The following is a 16,572-nucleotide window of genomic DNA, read 5'->3' as shown; positions in this document are numbered from 1 at the left end:
GGTTCGGTCGTTGCGGAGCAGGTGGACTGACAATTTCGTTCCTTTTGTGTGAACCGGGACCTTGGACAAAACAAAGGCCGCGAACCCGGTAGCGGGTCCGCGGCCTCGAGGTGAGTCCGGATGGGCTGTGTCAGCCCTTTTCATCCGGTCTGCCCCGAGGGGGGACTCCGCCCTTACGACCCTTGCCACTAACCGGACGCGGGTCGACAGAGATGGACTTGTGGTTGCGCAGCGCGGCGGCGACGGGCACGGTCGTGGCGAGCACGGTCGTGCCCCGGCGCTCGGCGGCGGCGGTCTGGAGGTACGCGAGGGCCTGGTCCTGCGCCTGGGCGACGAGGTACGCGACCTCGACACCCTGAGCAAAGGGCACACTGGTCCCCTGGACCGCTGCACCGAACGGCGCGAGACGACGCACCGCCGGAGTGACGGAGAAGACCGGGCACTCGTCGTGCGATAGACCCGCCGACGCGGACAGAACCGGAAGGGAACCGAGGACGCTGACGTCCATCAGGCTCGCTTTGGCTTCGCCGCTACGGATCGCCGCCGACATCAGGGCAGCGGTGTGCGTCCAACGCCGCGCGAATTCTGTGTTGCTTGCCACTGGAAACACCTCCTGCTCTGACTCTCGGGGCGATCTACGGAACTTGCGGGTCTCGCACTTGCCTTGCTGGAACGGTGTCAACCCTAACCCGACACCTGCCGCGACCGGCGATCACACCTGGTCCTGCCGCAGCGGTTTGAAGGCTATGCCCCCTCGTATGAAGAGCGCAACCGTATTTATGAATCCGTTGCCGAACTCAACCCTTCGGCCGATACCTCATCAGGTTCCGCGCCAGCTACCAGGGAGATCACCGCCTCACCATAGACCATGAGCTTGCGCGGCCCGACGCCGCTGATCTTGGTCAGCGCGGTCAGCGCTTCCGGTCGCTGCTCGGCGATCGCGGTCAACGTGGCGTTGGTGAAAACGGTGTAGGCGGGCAGCCCCGCCTTGCTCGCGACCAGCGTCCGCCAGGCCACCAGCCGCTCGTACAGCTCCTCGTCCACATCGGACGGACAGTCGAGGCAGCGGCCCAGTTTGCGCGGCTCGGCGTCGATGAGCGTCTTGCCGCAGATCCGGCACTTGATCGGCCCCGACCTCGACGAGCGCTTCTTGCCCGGCGCCTTGGCCTGCGCGGCCAGTTCGGGCCGGTCGGCGGTCAGCGCGCTCGCCAGGAAGCGGCAGGGACGCCTCGGCCTGCTGCCCGGTGAACGCGCCAGCGACCATGACAGCCACAGCTGCTCGCGGGCGCGGGTGATGCCGACGTAGAGCAGCCGCCGCTCCTCCTCGACCTGCACGGGCGTGCGCGCGTAGGTCGTCGGGAGAGTGCCCTCGGCGAGGCCGACGAGGAACACCGCGTCCCACTCCAGGCCCTTGGCCGCGTGGAGGGAGGCCAGCGTCACACCGTCGACGGTGGGCACGTGCTGCACCGACGCGCGCCGGGCGAGTTCGTCGTTGAACTCCGGCAGGCTCATCTCGGTGTGCTCCTCGGCGAGGCGCACGAGCGCGGCGACGGCCTCCCACTTCTCGCGCGCCTGACCGCCCCCGGGGGCCGAGCCGGGGCGCCAGCCGACGGCCTCCAGAGCCTCGGTGACGGCCTCAGGGAGGCTCTGGCCATCGTGGGAAGTGCGGGTGGCCGCGCGCAGCGCCACGACGGCCTGGCGGACTTCCGGCCGGTCGAAGAAGCGGGCCGCGCCCTGCACGACCGTCGGGATGTCGGCGTCGGCGAGGGCGGCCTCGTAGACCTCCGACTGGGCGTTGGTGCGAAACAGCACCGCGATCTGGCCCGGAGGGGTGCCGCGCGCGATGAGTTCGGCGCAGCGCGCGGCGACCGCGGCGGCCTCGGCGGGCTCGTCGTCGAAGGTCAGCGTCTGCGGGGGCGGGCCGTCGGGGCGCTGGCCGATGAGCTGGAGGCGCAGCTTCGCCTGCGCGCCGGTGGCCGCGGCGATGGTGTCGTTGGCGAGCTTGACGACCTGCGGCGTCGAGCGGTAGTCGCGGACGAGGCGGACCACCTTCGACGAGGGGTGGGCGCGCGTGAAGTCGAGGAGGTAGTCGGCGGTGGCGCCGGTGAACGAGTAGATCGTCTGGGCGGCGTCGCCGACGACGGTGAGGTCGTCGCGCTCGCCGAGCCAGGCGTTGAGCAGCCGCTGCTGGAGGGGGTTGACGTCCTGGTACTCGTCGACGATGAACAGCCGGTACTGCGCCCGGATCTGCTCGGCCATGTCCTCGTGCTCCTCGATGCCGCGGGCGGTCAGCGAGAGCATGTCCTCGAAGTCGATGACGCCGGCGCGGGTCTTGGCCTCCTCGTAGGCGGTGTAGACCTTGGCGACCTCGGCGGCGTCGCCGGGGATGTCGCGCCCGGCGCGCAGGGCCATCGTCTGGTAGGAGTCGGGCTCGACGAGGCTGGACTTGGCCCACTCGATCTCGCCGGCGAGGTCGCGCAGTTTCGTGCGGCTGAACGACAGGCCGAGGCGGGCGGCGGCGATGCCGACGAACTTGGCCTTCGAGTCGAGCAGGTCGGGGGCCTCGCGGCTCTTGAGCAGGCGCGGGGCGAAGTAGCGGAGCTGGCGCAGGGCCGCCGAGTGGAAGGTCCGGGCCTGCACGCCGTCGGTGTCGAGCCGGCGGAGGCGGTCGCGCAGTTCGCCGGCCGCGCGGGCGGTGAAGGTCACCGCCAGGACGTGCTGCGGGCGCACGTCACCGCGCAGGACGCGGTAGGCGATGCGGTGCGTGACGGCCCGGGTCTTGCCGGTGCCGGCACCGGCGAGGATGCACACCGGCCCGGCGGGGGCCGACACCGCCTCGCGCTGCTCGTCGTCCAATCCTGCGAGTACTCGTTCGGCGCGGTCGTAGCTCACAGCACGCCATCATTTCAGGCCGCTCTGACGTTGGTGCCTGGCGTAGCCTCTTTCGGGGCCCCCCGTCGAATGTTAAGGATGTGCAGAGATGCTGACGATGTACTCGACCGAGTGGTGCGGCTACTGCCGCCGGCTGAAGTCGCAGATGGACCGCGAGGGCATCGCGTACGAGGTCGTCGACATCGAGGCCGACCCGAAGGCGGCCGAGTTCGTGATGAGCGTCAACGGCGGCAACCAGACGGTGCCCACGGTGCGCTTCGCCGACGGCACGGCGCTGACGAACCCGACGATCGTGCAGGTCAAGGCGCAGCTGGCGAAATAGCGGCGGTGGCCGGCGCGGGCCGATCGAGCCGCCTCGGCCGCCCCAAGGCTTGGCAGGGCCCCGGCGAGACGCCGGGGCCCTCTTTCGAGCGTTCGGACCGCCGCTCCGCGACAGGGCGGCCTCCATCGTGAAAATCCGGCGACAGCGGCGGCCGTCCCCGCCAGGATGGCCGCTATGGAAAAGGTCGAGGTCGTCGTCGCCCACAGCCAGCGCGCGACGCTGCGGGTCGGCGACGTGTTCTTGAAGGTCGACGCCGACCCGGCGCACGCCGAGGTCGAGGTGCGGGCGATGGCCATGGTGCCGGTGCCGACCCCGCCGATCCTCTGGCGAGAACCGCCCGTCCTGGCGATCGCCGCGGTGTCCGGCAAGGCCCTCGGTGTCCTCGGCGAACCGTCGCCGGCGTCCCCGGCCGCGTGGGCCGCGGCGGGCGCCGCCATCCGCCGGATGCACGACGCGCCGCTGCCACCCTGGCCCGGGGTCCGGCTCGAAGACGTCGCCGCCGAACTCGACCGCGAGTGCGCGTGGCTGCTGGACAGCGCCGTACTGCCCGCCGAGGTGGTCAGGCGCAACCGCGAGATCGCCGAGGGCGCGCTCCGGCCGTGGAAACCGTCCTTCATCCACGGCGACCTGCAGATCACCCACATCTTCGTCGAGGGCGACGAGCTCACCGGCATCATCGACTGGTCCGAGGCCGCCCCCGGCGACGCCATGTTCGACCTCGCCACCTTGACGCTCGGGCACGAGGAGTGCCTGGACGACCTGCTGGCCGGCTACGGCGACGACGCCGACCGGGACGTGATCCGCGCCTGGTGGTCGCTGCGCAGCCTGAAGGCATCGCGCTGGCTGATCGAGCACGGCTTCGATCCCGACGCGCCGGGCTGCGAGTTCGACGTGCTCAGGGCCCGGATGCGCGACTCCTGACGTTCCACCGCGCCGGAGACCGGAACCGCGTAGAACGGTCTAGAGGGGGAAGAGATCATGAGCAGCAAGGCATGGTCGGTCGGGGGCGCCTACTTCGGTGCGTGGATGCTGACCGTCGCCGGAATCTGGCAGGCCCTCCTGGGCATCGCGGCGATCGCCGGCGGTGAGTTCTTCGGCGCGAAAACCGGCTACCTGTGGGCGATGGACACGACCACCTGGGGCTGGATCCACCTGATCATCGGTGTCGTGGCCTTCGTCGCCGGCTGTTTCGTCTTCACCGGTGCGGCCTGGGCGCGAGCCGTCGGCGCCGTGCTGGCCGCCCTCTCGGCGACCGCGCAGTTCCTCTGGCTGCCCCACCAGCCGTTCTGGGCGCTGATCATCATCGCCCTCGACGTCTTCGTCATCTGGGCGCTGGTCACGATGACCGACATCGCCCCCGACGAGGCCGCCGAGCGCACGGCCGGACGCCCCCGACGGGGAGCGGCCCACCGGCACGCCGCCTCCCCGCCGTCCTGACCCGGCCCCGCCGCTACCCCACCGGCACCAACGTCAAGTACGCCTGCCCCAGCACCCGCCGGTACCCGCCGAGGAACGACCGCCGGTGCCCGTCGACCTCGCCCCTGATCCGCTCGGCCTCGGGGTGCCCGGCGTTGGCCGCCAGCCACACCTCCTTGTCGGCGAGGTAGGCCGACTCGAACTCCTCCCACTCCCCGAAGGTCGCCGTCTCGACCCACTCGACGCGAAAGCCTGCGTCGAGCGCGAGCCGGACGAGCCCGGCGAGGTCGCCGAACTCCGCGACCGACGCGTCGGGCCACATCGCGTCGAGTTCGGCGGGCGTGGGCGTGCGCTCCCAGAAGCTCTCGCCGAGCAGGACGCGGCCGCCGGGGGCGACGAGTTCGCGGAGCCTGCGCAGGGCGGCGGCGGTGTGGTGGGGCGGCTGCTCGTCGCTGAGGGCGTGGCTGGATCCCAGGCACAGCACGAGGTCGGCGGGCTCGCCGGTGTGGTCGGCGGCCGAGCCCTCGACGAACTCGACGCTGCCGGCCAGTCCGCGGTCGCCGGCGTTGCGGCGGCCGCGTTCGAGGTCTTCGGCGGTGACGTCGACGCCGGTGCCGCGGGCGCCGGGCACGGCGGCAAGGACGTCGAGCATCAGCTCGCCCCAGCCGCAGCCGAGGTCGAGGACGGTCGCGGGGACGCGTGCGCCGAGGCGGGCGACCATGCGGGCGGCGCGGGCGTCGGACAGCGGTCCGTGGAAGCGCATGCGGGCGAGGCGCGGGGGAGGTTCGATCATCGGGCGACGCTAAGCGAACAGGACGGATGGGCGCAAAGCGTTAACCGCCCCCGCCGACGGTGACGGCGGGGGCGGTCGACGGCGATGTCAGTCCTCGGCTCCGGCGACGGCGCGGCGACGGCGGACGAACAGCAGCGCGGCGGTTCCGGCCGCGGCGAGCGCGACACCGGCGACGAGGATGCCGGTGAGGCCGGCCCCGGTCACGGGCAGGCCGCCCGGCGTGGTGGTCGTGGTGGTCGGCGCGGGCGCGGTGGTCGACGACGACGGCGTGGGCCCGGTCGGGGTCTGCGACGACGACGGGGTCGTGGTCGGGGTGGGCGTCGCGGTCGGGGACGCGGTCGGGCTCTCGGTGACCGAGGGGCTGGTCGACGGGCTGGGGCCGCCGCCCTCGGTGCCCGGGCAGGTGTGGGTCAGGTTGAAGATCCCGTTGGGGTTCCCGCCCTCGACCACGGCGGTCGCGTCCACGAGGGTCCATCCGGCCTCGGTGATCGCGTAGGCCTTGTTGTCGCCCGAGCCGCTGACGATGCCGCCGGAGGCGCCCGGGATCTGCACCACGTGCTCGACGCCGCCGAGGTCGGCGAAGGTGACCGTCAGCGAAAGGAAGTTCCCCTCCGCGCCGACCGCGCCGGGCAGGACGAACACCCAGCCGTCCTGGCCGGTCAGGGGACCGCCGGGCACCTGGTCGCAACTGGGCTTGCCGAAATCGGCCGCCTTGGTGCCCTGGTGCGCGTCACGCAGGGAGATCGTGTTGGTGGTGGCGTACGCGGGCGACGCGAGGAGCATCGCGACGGCCGTGGCGGCCGCCGCGAGGAACGTCGGCAGACCGAAGCGCAGGGCCTTCTTCGTCATGAACACTGAGGGCTGCTTTCTGGTACGGGAGAAGATCGCCGGCGTTGGGCCGCCGCAATTATGCAGCGACGCGAGAAGCGTTCGTGTTACCGATCTTCGGCCTCGGCGGTGAATCCGGCCCGAACGTGGACCGGGGCGCGGCGAACGTCAGCCGCCACCGGCCGCGCGTACCGGGCCGCCGGGCCGAATCGCCGACGGTGGGCCCGGGCGCTGTTAGCGTCGCCGTATGGACCGCGTGCGCGTGAAGGCCCTGATCCCCGCCTCGCCCGCAGAAGTGTGGGCGCTGATCACCGAGCCGGCGAACCTGTCGCGGTGGTACTCCTTCGGGGGCGCCGAGGTCGACGCCCGCCCCGGCGGGCGCATCGTGCTGCGCTGGCCCGAGCACGGCGACTTCCCCGGCGTCGTCGACCGCGTCGAACCCGGGCGGCTCTTCGCCTTTCGCATGCTGCCCGACCCGGGCCCGCGGGTCGAGATCACGCTGACGGCGGCCGACGGCGGCACGACGGTCGTGGTCACCGAGGAGGGCGAGCTGGAGGACGCGGGGGTCACCGAGCTGTCCTGGCGCAACGGGCTCGGCCTGCTCGCCGGGCTCGCGGAGGGCTGAGGATCCCTCAGCCCGACCGAACCCAGCGGTCCATCAGGTGGTGGGCCACCGAGATCCCGCCCGGCGTGGCCATCGAGGTCGAGCGCCCTTCTAGGGCGTCGCGAAGCTCGTCGCGGGTGAACCAGCGCGCGTCGGCGATCTCGCCGGGGTCGCGGGTGATCGGCGCGTCGGGGTCGGCCAGCGCGTAGAACCCGAGCATCAGCGAAGCGGGGAAGGGCCAGGGCTGCGAGACGACGTACCGCACGCCGTGCACGCGCAGACCGACCTCCTCGAAGACCTCGCGCGCCACGCACGCCTCGGCCGACTCACCGGGTTCGACGAAGCCCGCCAGGCACGAGTACCAGTTCTCCGGACGGCCCGCGCCGCGCGCCAGGAGGCAGCGGTCGCCGCCGTCGGTGACCAGCACGATCATCGCCGGGTCTGTCCGCGGCCACATGGGCGGCCCGCCCTCGGGCTGGCGGACCCAGCCGGCGTGCGAGGTCACGGCGCGCTCGCCGTTGACGGGGCTGTAGACGTGCGTCCGGTGCCAGTTGACCAGCGCCAGCGCCATCGAGCACAGCTCGGCGTCGACGTCGGACAGCTCCATCGCCAGTTGGCGCAGGTTCGACGAGGACGCGCCGACCTCGGTGCGCACCGCGAAGTACGGCGTGCCGGTCACGTCCAGGCCGAGGAACCAGCGTTCCCCTTCCGGCGCGTCGGCCGCCTCGACGTAGGCGAGGCGGCCTTCGGCGTCGACGGGTACGCGGCCGTCGTCGTCCATGAGCAGGATGCGCGCCGACAGCCACGCCGAGGCCAGCCAGGCGTCATCGGTGCGGCGGTGGGCCGCTCGCTCGATGACGCCGCGGGACAGCAGCGGCAGGTCGGTGTCGCCCAAGGAGGGGTCGGGCGACACGTCACGCACCCGTGTCGGCGGGCGTGGTCTCGGTGATCGCCGACAGCGGTCCGGTGACGGCACCGGCGTCGCCGAGGATGACGGCCACCGACTTCGACGGCGCGAACAGGTTCGCCGCGACGCGCGCGATGTCGTCGACGGTAGCCTCGGCCAGGCGCGTGGCGTGCCCGGTGAGCCAGTCGAGGCGCAGCTCGTAACCGGCGAGGACCGACACGAGCCCGGCGAGTCCGGCCTGCGTGGAGGTGCCGAGGCGCAGGGTGCCCAGGGCGTAGCGGCGGGCCTGCTCGACCTCCTCCTTGCCGGGCGCGACGGTCGCGAAGCGGCCCAGCTCGTAGTAGGTCTCCCACAGCGCGGGCGCGGTCACCTCGGTGGCCACGTCGGCGGAGATGGAGATCTCGGTGCCGGCCAGGGAGTGCTCGACCGAGGAGCGCGGCGAGTACGTGTAGCCCTTGTCCTCGCGGATGTTCTCCACCAGGCGCGAGGAGAAGTACCCGCCGTAGACGAGGTTCGCCAGCTGCTGCGCGGCGCTGTCGGGGTGCGTGCGCGGGATCCCGTGCATGACCAGGCGGATGGAGGACTGCACCGATCCGGGCCGGTCGAGCAGGGTCAGCGGTCCGGTGACCAGCTTCGGGATCGGAGGCAGGGCGATCTCCTCGCCGCCGCCGTTCCACGCCGACAGGGCGCGCTCGCAGGCGTCGAGTGCGGCCTGCGGTTCGACGTCGCCGACCACGACGAGCGTGGCGCCGCGCGGGTGGAGGCGCCCGGCGTGCAGCGCGGCCAGCTCGGGCGTGCCGACGGCCAGGACCTCCTCGGCCTCCGGCGTCTGCGAGCCGTAGGGGTGGTCGCCGTAGACGCGCTTGTTCACGGCGCGGGCGACCAGGTGCGCGGGCTGCTGCGCGGCGACCTTGAGCCGGTCGGCGAGGCGCTCGCGTTCGGTGGTGACCTCCGTCGACGGGTAGGTCGCCCCGGTCAGGACCTCGGCGAGCAGGTCGAGGACGTAGGGCAGCCCGTCGGCGAGGCTGTTGCCGGCGATGAGGAGGCGGTCGGGGTCCGACCCGGCCGAGAGTCCTCCGCCGACGGCCTGGAGCGCCGCGGCGATGTCGACCATCGACTTGTCGGCGGTCCCGGCCAGCAGCGTCTGCGACAGGACCGAGGAGATGGCCACGTCGGCCTTCGCGAACGGGATCCGCAGCCGCAGTTCCACCAGGGGCACGCTCGGTCGGTGCACGGCGATGATGTTCAGGCCGTTGCCGAGGGTGCGTTCGGCGGTGTCGGGCAGGGTGAGGGTGGTCTCCGGCGCCAGGTCCGGAACCTCGGTGATGCTCACTGGTCTCCTCCCGGGATGACCTCGATCGCGGCGCGGCGCTGCGGCCGCAGGGTGGCGGCCGCGGAAACGACCTGCTCGGGGGTGACCTCGCCGAGCTGGCGGGGCAGTTCGCCGGCGAGTCCGGCGTCGCCGCGCTGGATCTCGTAGGTGGCCAGGTGCAGCGCGCGGTTGAGGACCGAGTCGTCGTCGCGCAGAAGGTGCGTGGCGATGCGGGCCTGCACGCGGGCGAGTTCCTCGGCGGACAGGCCGTCGCCTGCCAGGCGCTGGAGTTCCTCGTCGACGGTGGTCAGGAGCTTGTCGACGTCCCCGCCGGGCGGCAGGTGCGCCGACAGGACCAGGGCCGTTGGGTCCCGGACGGCGAAGGGCTCCCCCATGAAGCCGAGGTAGCCGCCGATGCTGGTGGCGATCCGGTCGCGGGAGACCAGGCGCTCGACCAGGCGGGAGGCGTCGCCGTCGGTGAGGACCTCGGCGAGCACGACGTAGGGCAGGTACCCGGCCAGGTCGGTGATCGGGTTCGGGACGCGCCAGGCGGCGGCGATCGCGGGAAGGGGCGCGCGCTCGTCGGTGTAGGAGTCGCGGCGCTCGGCGGTCAGGTCCGGCTCGGAGAAGTCGGGGCGCTCGGGCGCCGGGCGGGCCGGGACGTCGGAGAAGTGCCGCTCGACGAGGCGGGTGGCCTCGGCGAGGTCGAAGTCGCCGGAGACCGACAGGACCGCGTTGCCGGCCGCGTAGTACTTCTCGAAGAAGGCCGTGGCGTTGTCGACGGTCGCCGCTTCGAGGTCGGTGAAGGACCCGTAGCCGTCGTGGGCGTTGGGGAAGGTGTCGAACATGACCGGGGGGAGCTTGATCCACGGGAACCCGCCGTAGGGCTGGTTCATCACGCGGACGCGGATCTCCTCCTTGACCACCGCGATCTGGTTGGCCAGGTTCTCCTCGGTGATGCGCGGGCTGCGCATCCGGTCGGCCTCCAGGAACAGCGCGCGCTCCAGGGCGTTGGAGGGCAGCTGCTCGTAGTAGTCGGTGTAGTCGAGGTGCGTCGACCCGTTGAAGGTGCCGCCGGAGCCCTGGACGTAGCGGAAGTGCGCGAGTTTCTCCAGGTTCTGCGAACCCTGGAACATCAGGTGCTCGAAGAGGTGCGCGAAGCCCGTGCGCCCCTCGGGCTCGCTGCGGATGCCCACGTCGTAGACGACCGAGACGCCCACGACGGGCGCGCTGCGGTCCGGACTCAGGACCACTCGCAGCCCGTTCGGGAGCGTGAACCGCTCCACGGGGTAAGAGGTCGCGGGGATGCGAATCTGGGGAGAAGCCACGCGATGACCCTATCTCGGCCGGGTGCTCACGCGGGGGTGCGGCGATGGCGTGTGGCGGTGACGTAGGGCTCTTCGGGCGTCTAGGCGGGCCGCACGGAGTCGAGGACGTCGTCGACGACCCAGTCGAACTCCTCGCCGTGACTGCCGGGGATGGAGACGTAGAGGACGGCCGCCTCGGGCCGGCCGACGTCGATGAGCGCCAGCCCGACCAGTTCGTCCTTCGACGAAAGGCCCGGCTCGTCGAAGGTGAAGCGCATCCGCATGAGCCAGGCGGGACGGCCGCCGATGTCGACGAGCTCGTCGCGCATGACCTCCATCTCGTTGGGCTGCGGGTAGTAGGAGACGCGCACGTCGGCGGCGACCTGGTGGGCGGTGCACTCCAGGTCCAGGTCGGCGCCGTCGTTGACGCGCGCGGCGACCGAGCCGGACAGGATCGAGGCGAGGTAGTCGCCGCCGGAGTACTCCTCGGTGACGAAGTACTGGCCGGTGCGGTAGGCGACCTCCAGCTCGCCGGCGTCCCAGGTCTGGCGCCACGGCAGCCACGGTTCGGCGTAGGCCGCGTACGAGATGCCGGAGGTCTCGTCGACGGTCCGCTCGCCCTCGGGCGGCGGCTTGGCCTCCTTCGCCTTGGGCGACTCCGCCAGCGGCGGGCACAGCTCGGCCAGCGGCGGCAGGTCCTCGTCGGGGGCGTCGAAGTCGTCGGCGGAGACCGGCTCGTCACCGGGGAGGGCGCCCTGACCGGCCAGGACGATCACGACGACCAGGCCGACGGCGACGATCGCGGCACCCGCGGCGATGAACCAGCGCAGCATGCGGCGGTCGATGCCGGGCGGGGGCGGCGCGGGCGGTCCGGGGCGGTGGTCGGTGGCGTACACCTGGACAGTGTCCCCGAGGCGCACCAGTCCGCAAGTACCCGAAGGGGCAAGGTCACAGCACTCGCACGGACGCGAAGACCTCCTGGATCAGGCCGTCGAGGTCGTCGCGGGCGTCGGGGATGGTCACGTAGACGATGCCGACGCCCCGGTCGGTGTCGACCAGGAGGGTGCCCTGGAGTTCGCTCTCGGACTCGAAGCGGTCGTCGATGACCTCGTAGCGGCTGACGTTGAGCCACGCCGCCCGGCCGTCGACCTCGCGGTCGCCCTGTTCGAGGACCTTCGTGCTCGCCGCGCCGGAGCGGTAGCCGGTCATGCCGATGATGTCGGCGACGGCGAGCGCGCCGAGGCACCCCAGGTCGGTGACGAGGGCGTCGCCGACGACGTTGGGCATGCGGGTGGAGCTGATCACGGCCCAGTTGGAGGTGTTGTCGGTGCCGGTCTCGGCGAGGAGTTTCTGGCCGCCGGTGAAGGCGAGCTGGAGTTCAGGGGTCTGCCAGGACAGGTCGAAGGACTCCCAGGGCTCGCCGTAGGCGCGGTAGGACACGCCGGCCTCGGTGTCGGTGGTGGCGGTGTCGCCGGGGTCGCCGTCGAGCGGGGTGGCGGGGCCGGTGGAGTCCTCGACGGAGGTGAGGCACGCGGCGATCTTCTCGGTGTACTCGTCGACCTCGACGGGAGTGTCGGGATCCGGACCGTTCGACCCCGGTGTGCACGCCGTGACCAGGCACAACGCGAGGGTCGCGACGGCGGCGGAAATTCGCCTCCGTGCACTGTTCCACGACACGTGATCACCTCTATGATTGTGGCGACCGTCACAGATCGTCCACTGTGGACGGTTTTCGCGCCCCCGTCTAAGGAGCCCAGATGCCCGGCACCACGACCCGGCGGAGACTGGCCGGCCCGACTTTAGTCGCCGCTCTCGCCGTACTCGCCGCCCTTCTCACCGCTTCCCCGGCACAGGCGGCCGGTGAGCAGTACGTCGCCCTCGGCGACTCGTACTCCTCGGGTGTCGGCACCCGCGAATACCTGGCCGACGACGGCTGTTACCGATCGAAGCACGCCTATCCCTACAAGGCCGCCGCCGAGATCGGGGCGACGCTGTCGTTCCAGGCGTGCTCGGGCGCCAAGACCGCCGACGTGCTGAGCAAGCAGCTGGGAACCCTGTCGGCCGAGACCGATCTGGTCACGATATCCATCGGCGGCAACGACGCCGGGTTCTCGTCGGTGATCACCCAGTGCGCCAAGCCGTGGCCGTACACGTGCACGAAGGAGATCGCCGCGGCGAACGCCTTCATCCGCGACACCCTGCCGGGCCGGCTGGACAACGTCTACGAGCAGATCCGGTCGAAGGCGCCGAACGCGCGCGTGGTCGTCGTCGGGTATCCCCGCCTGTTCAACGGCGAGACCTGCAACGCGCTGGCGCGGCTGAGCGCCGGTGAGCAGTCGGAGCTCAACAAGACCGCCGACCTGCTGGCCACGACCACCAAGGGCCGCGTCACCGCGCACGGCTACTCCTTTGTGGACCCCCGCGATCCCTTCGAGGGACACCAGGTCTGCGACGACACCGAGTGGATCAACGGACTGTCGAACCCGGTGATCGAGTCGTACCACCCCAACCGCGGCGGCCAAACCGCTTACACGGGACTCGTGAAACCACTGCTCCTCTGAGGATTCCCTCCGGACGGATCTTCCACTAACCTGGCGTCGACTGTTACCTGCGGGTAACAGTCGACGCCCTTTCCTTACCCCCCAAGGAGACACCGATGGCACGACGCCTCCCGCGCCTGCTGGCTTTAACTGCCGCTGTCGCAACCGCGTTCGTCATTACGGCCGCCGCCCCGGCACAGGCGGCCGCCCAGGACTACGTCGCACTCGGCGACTCGTACTCCTCGGGAACCGGTACCGGTGCATACATCGAGACCGGCTGCTACACCTCGACGCACGCGTATCCGTACCAGCTCGCCCAGCAGATCGGGGCGAACTTCAACTTCAAGGCCTGCTCCGGCGCGCGCACGAACGACGTCCTGGCCAACCAGGTGTCGGCGCTCAACAGCGGGACCGACCTCGTCACCATCTCCATCGGTGGCAACGACGCCGGCTTCGCCGATGTCGTCACGCAGTGCAACATCCCCTTCAGCAACTGCAACGACGACATCGACAACGCCAACGCGTTCATCACCAACACGCTGCCCGGCCGACTGGACACCGTGTACAACGAGATCACCTCGCGGGCGCCCAACGCGCACGTGATCGTGGTCGGCTACCCCCGGCTGTTCAAGGGCAACAACTGCTCCGTGATCAACGGGATCAGCGCCGCCGAGCGGGAGCGCCTCAACGGCACGGCCGACAAGCTGTCGGCCGCGATCGGTTCGCGCGCCGCCGCGCACGGCTTCACCTACGCCGACGCGCGGACGATCTACGGCGGACACGCCATCTGTGACTCCACCGCGTGGATCAACGGGCTGTCCTGGCCGATCATCGAGTCGTACCACCCCAACCGCCTCGGGCACGACGGGTTCACGACGCTGGTCGCGGGACTGGTTTAACGGCTCGCTGCGCAGTGCCGCGGCTCGCTGCGCTCGCGGTGGGCGAGACTCCGTCTCCGCCCACGCCCCCTCTAGCCGGGGGAACGCCGGGGAAGGTGCCCGGCGAGCGAGCGGCGCGCTGTGGCAGTGCTGCGGCGGATGAAGTGACGACGAGCCGCGCTCCGGTTTCCGGGGCGCGGCTCGTTTGATTGCTCGCTGCGCATTGCCGCGGCTCGCTGCGCAGTGCCGCGGCTCGCTGCGCTCGCGGTGGGGGCGACTCCGTCTCCACCCACGCCCCCTCTAGCCGGGGGAACGCCGGGGAAGGTGCCCGGCGAGCGAGCAGGCGGGCGATGCGCTGCGGGGGCTGTCCCGACCGCCATGCCCCGAGGCACGCTCCCCCCGCTCGCCCCCGTGCCGCCGGTCAGTCCTCGTCCCCTTCGAGCCGCTGAAGGACCCGCGTGAGCTCTTCCGCCGCGCTGCACCGCCTCGGGCACCGGCACCGGCACCGGCACCGGCGGGACGGGGTAACGGCCCGGATAGGTCGCGGCAGCACCGGACATGAGATGCCGGTGTGCTGCGGCGCGGCCTCCCCGCCGGCAGCGCCCGGCCCGGAGGTCCGGGTACGGCAACGCGCGAGGCACGGCAGCGCCCGGCCCGGTGGGGCGCCGCGCGCTCCGGCCCAGCCTCCGGCACCCTGTCCCCCCGCCGCCACGGCCGGAGCGATGTGGCGCACGGGCCTCGCCCGGCCCCAGCGAGGCACCGGTGCGCTCCAGCACCGTCCCTCCCCCAACCGCCTTTCGGCACCGCCGAGAGGTGAGGCCCAGCGCCGCTCGGTCGGCGGGACCCCGAACGCTCCAACACTTGCCGCCCGCAGCCGGGCGGTAGGTCGTCGGCGTGTCCGAGCACCGCCTTCGGCACCGCCGAGACGTGAGAACCAGCCCGCTCAGCGGCCAACACACCTGCGCGCCCCGGCGCGGCGGACGAGCGACCACCCCGCTCGGCGGGCAGGACGCCGAAGTGATCCACCGCCTGGCAGCAGGCCAATCCGGCCGATGGCCGCCGGTGCGCTCTGGCGCTGCCCTCCCACCACCTCCGGCAGCGCCCTCCGGATACGGCGGGTTGTGGGCACGGCCGCGCCGTACCCGTGAGACCCCGGTGTGTTCGCGCACCGCCTTCCCCCAGCGTCCCCCGCCTTTCCGTCCACCGCCCGGCGCAGTTCGGGGCGTGACGCTGCCGGGGCCGCACGGTGCGGGGCATGAGCCCGCCGGGCCCGCCAGGACCCGCCGGTCCCCTGCCGGCCTCACCTGCTCGGACGCGCGGGCGGACGGCGGCGGGTGGTGGGGTTCTTGAGCTTGCGCTTGCGGTTTCCCTGGCCGCCTGGTGGCTTCGTGCCGCGGCCATCGTCGGCGGGCGAGAAGTGCCATACGGCGAGGTCGTAGAGGGCACCGGCGGCGGCTAGGCAGCCCACCAGCCAGAACACCGCGAACGCCATGGCCCAGGCGCGCTGGTACACGACGGCGGCCGCAGCCACCGCAGGGAACGCGATGAGCCAAGCGGCGCTGACGAGGAAGGTCGTGCGTGGCGCGAGGCGGCGGTGCATCCATGCGCGCAGCGGGCGGGTGTCGAGAGGGGCGGGCATCGCACGAATCTAGTGCGGGTACGGGCGCGCGGCTGTCACCGCCGCCCAGGCGGCCGCCCTACGTGCGGCCGCGTCCGTCGCGGGGCTCGCGGTGGTCCGCTCCTCTACCGGCGCGCGGCTTTTCCGCGGCCACGTCCCGCCGCCCCGGCCACCCCCGGCCGCACGGTTCCCCGTCACCGCATTCCGCCCCCGACCGCCCCGCCGCACGGCTCGAAGTGAACGCTCCCCTACGGCCACGCGGCTTTTCCGTGGCCACGTCGCGCCGGCCATCCGGCTGCCCCGCCGCGCGGTTCTCCGTCACGGCATCCCGCCCCACGGCCTCGCCCGGCGGATAAGGGCCGCTCCCGCTGCGAGGCCGTCCCCGCACGCTCCCGATGCCCACTCCTCCACCGCCGCGCGGTGAGCCCGGCGGGGACGGCGGCCGGGCTCACGAGACAGACGGGCGCGGTGCGGGCGCGGAGACGGCCTGCGCTGCCGTCTCCGCGCGGTGCGTCGTGCCCGCGTGTCCCCAGCCCCGCCATCACGGCTTGTCGGTCGAGGCCCGCGCACGGCCTCAGGCGGCGGCCGGCACCGCCCGTACCGCCACCAGGGCCGTGCTCCAGCCCACCACCTGGTTCAGCAGCGCGTCCAGCATCGCCGCGCTGCGGGCGGACGGCTTGAACACCGTGTTGCCCTCGAACTCGGTCGCCAGCGGCAGCATCACCTGCGGGCCGGCGACGGCCATCTGCAACGTGCCGCACACCAACCGCAGGTAGTCGGCGGCCCGGTTGCCGCCGGAGAACCCGTACGAGACGAGCCCGACGGCCTTGTTGTTCCATTCGGCGTAGAGGAAGTCGAGTGCGGTCTTGAGCACGCCGGTGGTGGAGCCGTTGTACTCGGGGGTCACGATCACGAAGCCGTCGAACTGGGTGATCCGGTCCCGCCAGGCCTTGGTGTGCTCGTGCTCGTACTGGCCCGACATCGCCGGGTACGGCTCGTCGAGGTGGGGCAGCCGGTGGTCGAGCAGGTCGATCAGCTCGAACTCGGCGTCGCCGCGAGCCGCCGCCGTCTCCCGCACCCACTGGGCGACCTGCTCGCCGTTGCGTCCGGGCCTGGTGCTGCCGATGATGATGCCGATTCTGGTCACGTTCGGTC

General features: G+C 72.0%; 17 protein-coding genes. 6 read left to right on the top strand and 11 right to left on the bottom strand.

Annotated elements, in window-relative coordinates:
• Positions 1-130 precede the first annotated feature (130 nt).
• Both AB0I28_RS31265 and AB0I28_RS31260 read right to left on the bottom strand, forming a co-directional pair.
• Entirely contained in the window at positions 131-601 is a 471-nt protein-coding gene (locus tag AB0I28_RS31265; RefSeq protein ID WP_357499290.1) for a hypothetical protein, read from the bottom strand.
• Positions 602-777: 176 nt separating this feature from the next.
• Entirely contained in the window at positions 778-2,892 is a 2,115-nt protein-coding gene (locus AB0I28_RS31260; protein WP_357499289.1) for an ATP-dependent DNA helicase UvrD2, read from the bottom strand.
• 88 nt (positions 2,893-2,980) lie between these two features.
• Here AB0I28_RS31260 and AB0I28_RS31255 point away from each other — a divergent pair, with 88 nt between their 5' ends.
• The 3 genes from AB0I28_RS31255 to AB0I28_RS31245 all read left to right on the top strand — a co-directional run bounded on the left by AB0I28_RS31255 (position 2,981) and on the right by AB0I28_RS31245 (position 4,651).
• Positions 2,981-3,214: a mycoredoxin gene (locus tag AB0I28_RS31255; RefSeq protein WP_357499288.1), complete on the top strand. Its 234-nt coding sequence runs from the start codon at positions 2,981-2,983 to the stop codon at positions 3,212-3,214.
• Between the two features lie 174 nt (positions 3,215-3,388).
• The gene (locus AB0I28_RS31250; protein ID WP_357499287.1) at positions 3,389-4,135 is read left to right on the top strand and encodes an aminoglycoside phosphotransferase family protein; all 747 of its coding nucleotides are present in this window, start codon (positions 3,389-3,391) and stop codon (positions 4,133-4,135) included.
• A 57-nt stretch (positions 4,136-4,192) separates the two neighbouring features.
• The gene (locus AB0I28_RS31245) at positions 4,193-4,651 is read left to right on the top strand and encodes a hypothetical protein (RefSeq protein WP_357499286.1); all 459 of its coding nucleotides are present in this window, start codon (positions 4,193-4,195) and stop codon (positions 4,649-4,651) included.
• A gap of 13 nt (positions 4,652-4,664) precedes the next feature.
• Here the strand turns inward: AB0I28_RS31245 and AB0I28_RS31240 are convergent, their stop codons facing one another.
• Both AB0I28_RS31240 and AB0I28_RS31235 read right to left on the bottom strand, forming a co-directional pair.
• Positions 4,665-5,423 (bottom strand): class I SAM-dependent methyltransferase, encoded by a 759-nt coding sequence (locus AB0I28_RS31240; RefSeq protein ID WP_357499285.1) that lies wholly within the window; start codon positions 5,421-5,423, stop codon positions 4,665-4,667.
• Positions 5,424-5,510: 87 nt separating this feature from the next.
• On the bottom strand, positions 5,511-6,272 hold the full coding sequence (locus AB0I28_RS31235; protein ID WP_357499284.1) for an LPXTG cell wall anchor domain-containing protein: 762 nt from the start codon (positions 6,270-6,272) through the stop codon (positions 5,511-5,513).
• Between the two features lie 226 nt (positions 6,273-6,498).
• Here AB0I28_RS31235 and AB0I28_RS31230 point away from each other — a divergent pair, with 226 nt between their 5' ends.
• Entirely contained in the window at positions 6,499-6,876 is a 378-nt protein-coding gene (locus AB0I28_RS31230) for an SRPBCC domain-containing protein (RefSeq protein WP_357499283.1), read from the top strand.
• 7 nt (positions 6,877-6,883) lie between these two features.
• Here AB0I28_RS31230 and nudC read toward each other — a convergent pair whose 3' ends face one another.
• The 5 genes from nudC to AB0I28_RS31205 all read right to left on the bottom strand — a co-directional run bounded on the left by nudC (position 6,884) and on the right by AB0I28_RS31205 (position 12,058).
• Positions 6,884-7,768 carry an NAD(+) diphosphatase gene (nudC, locus tag AB0I28_RS31225; RefSeq protein ID WP_357499282.1) on the bottom strand — a complete coding sequence of 295 codons (885 nt, stop codon included), beginning with the start codon at positions 7,766-7,768 and terminating at the stop codon, positions 6,884-6,886.
• Position 7,769: 1 nt separating this feature from the next.
• Positions 7,770-9,095: a pitrilysin family protein gene (locus AB0I28_RS31220; RefSeq protein WP_357499281.1), complete on the bottom strand. Its 1,326-nt coding sequence runs from the start codon at positions 9,093-9,095 to the stop codon at positions 7,770-7,772.
• On the bottom strand, positions 9,092-10,402 hold the full coding sequence (locus tag AB0I28_RS31215) for a pitrilysin family protein (protein WP_357499280.1): 1,311 nt from the start codon (positions 10,400-10,402) through the stop codon (positions 9,092-9,094). Before AB0I28_RS31215 ends, AB0I28_RS31220 begins: the two co-directional genes overlap by 4 nt.
• A gap of 80 nt (positions 10,403-10,482) precedes the next feature.
• Positions 10,483-11,277, bottom strand: coding sequence for a hypothetical protein (locus AB0I28_RS31210; RefSeq protein WP_357499279.1), 795 nt, complete (start codon positions 11,275-11,277; stop codon positions 10,483-10,485).
• A 52-nt stretch (positions 11,278-11,329) separates the two neighbouring features.
• Complete coding sequence (locus AB0I28_RS31205; RefSeq protein WP_357499278.1) at positions 11,330-12,058, bottom strand: hypothetical protein; 729 nt, start codon at positions 12,056-12,058, stop codon at positions 11,330-11,332.
• An 80-nt stretch (positions 12,059-12,138) separates the two neighbouring features.
• Here AB0I28_RS31205 and AB0I28_RS31200 point away from each other — a divergent pair, with 80 nt between their 5' ends.
• The gene (locus tag AB0I28_RS31200; RefSeq protein ID WP_357499277.1) at positions 12,139-12,942 is read left to right on the top strand and encodes an SGNH/GDSL hydrolase family protein; all 804 of its coding nucleotides are present in this window, start codon (positions 12,139-12,141) and stop codon (positions 12,940-12,942) included.
• A gap of 95 nt (positions 12,943-13,037) precedes the next feature.
• Positions 13,038-13,820: an SGNH/GDSL hydrolase family protein gene (locus AB0I28_RS31195; protein ID WP_357499276.1), complete on the top strand. Its 783-nt coding sequence runs from the start codon at positions 13,038-13,040 to the stop codon at positions 13,818-13,820.
• A 1,279-nt stretch (positions 13,821-15,099) separates the two neighbouring features.
• On the opposite strand, the gene AB0I28_RS31190 is transcribed toward AB0I28_RS31195, so the two are convergent.
• Together AB0I28_RS31190 and AB0I28_RS31185 are read right to left on the bottom strand one after the other, a co-directional pair.
• A complete protein-coding gene (locus tag AB0I28_RS31190) occupies positions 15,100-15,438 on the bottom strand; it encodes a hypothetical protein (RefSeq protein WP_357499275.1) in 339 nt (112 codons plus the stop codon).
• A 553-nt stretch (positions 15,439-15,991) separates the two neighbouring features.
• Positions 15,992-16,564 (bottom strand): NAD(P)H-dependent oxidoreductase, encoded by a 573-nt coding sequence (locus AB0I28_RS31185; protein ID WP_357499274.1) that lies wholly within the window; start codon positions 16,562-16,564, stop codon positions 15,992-15,994.
• Between the last annotated feature and the right edge of the window lie 8 nt (positions 16,565-16,572).

Source organism: Phytomonospora sp. NPDC050363 (assembly GCF_040655735.1).
Taxonomy (GTDB): domain Bacteria; phylum Actinomycetota; class Actinomycetes; order Mycobacteriales; family Micromonosporaceae; genus Phytomonospora.
This window is presented reverse-complemented; position numbering and strand designations above follow the sequence as displayed.

Bases quoted from the DNA above. Each gene is read 5' to 3' on its own strand.
- AB0I28_RS31235 (WP_357499284.1), bottom strand. From the start codon at position 6,272: ATGACGAAGAAGGCCCTGCGCTTCGGTCTGCCGACGTTCCTCGCGGCG.
- AB0I28_RS31255 (WP_357499288.1), top strand. From the start codon at position 2,981: ATGCTGACGATGTACTCGACCGAGTGGTGCGGCTACTGCCGCCGGCTG.
- AB0I28_RS31245 (WP_357499286.1), top strand. From the start codon at position 4,193: ATGAGCAGCAAGGCATGGTCGGTCGGGGGCGCCTACTTCGGTGCGTGG.
- AB0I28_RS31190 (WP_357499275.1), bottom strand. From the start codon at position 15,438: ATGCCCGCCCCTCTCGACACCCGCCCGCTGCGCGCATGGATGCACCGC.
- AB0I28_RS31250 (WP_357499287.1), top strand. From the start codon at position 3,389: ATGGAAAAGGTCGAGGTCGTCGTCGCCCACAGCCAGCGCGCGACGCTG.
- AB0I28_RS31195 (WP_357499276.1), top strand. From the start codon at position 13,038: ATGGCACGACGCCTCCCGCGCCTGCTGGCTTTAACTGCCGCTGTCGCA.
- AB0I28_RS31230 (WP_357499283.1), top strand. From the start codon at position 6,499: ATGGACCGCGTGCGCGTGAAGGCCCTGATCCCCGCCTCGCCCGCAGAA.
- AB0I28_RS31200 (WP_357499277.1), top strand. From the start codon at position 12,139: ATGCCCGGCACCACGACCCGGCGGAGACTGGCCGGCCCGACTTTAGTC.
- AB0I28_RS31240 (WP_357499285.1), bottom strand. From the start codon at position 5,423: ATGATCGAACCTCCCCCGCGCCTCGCCCGCATGCGCTTCCACGGACCG.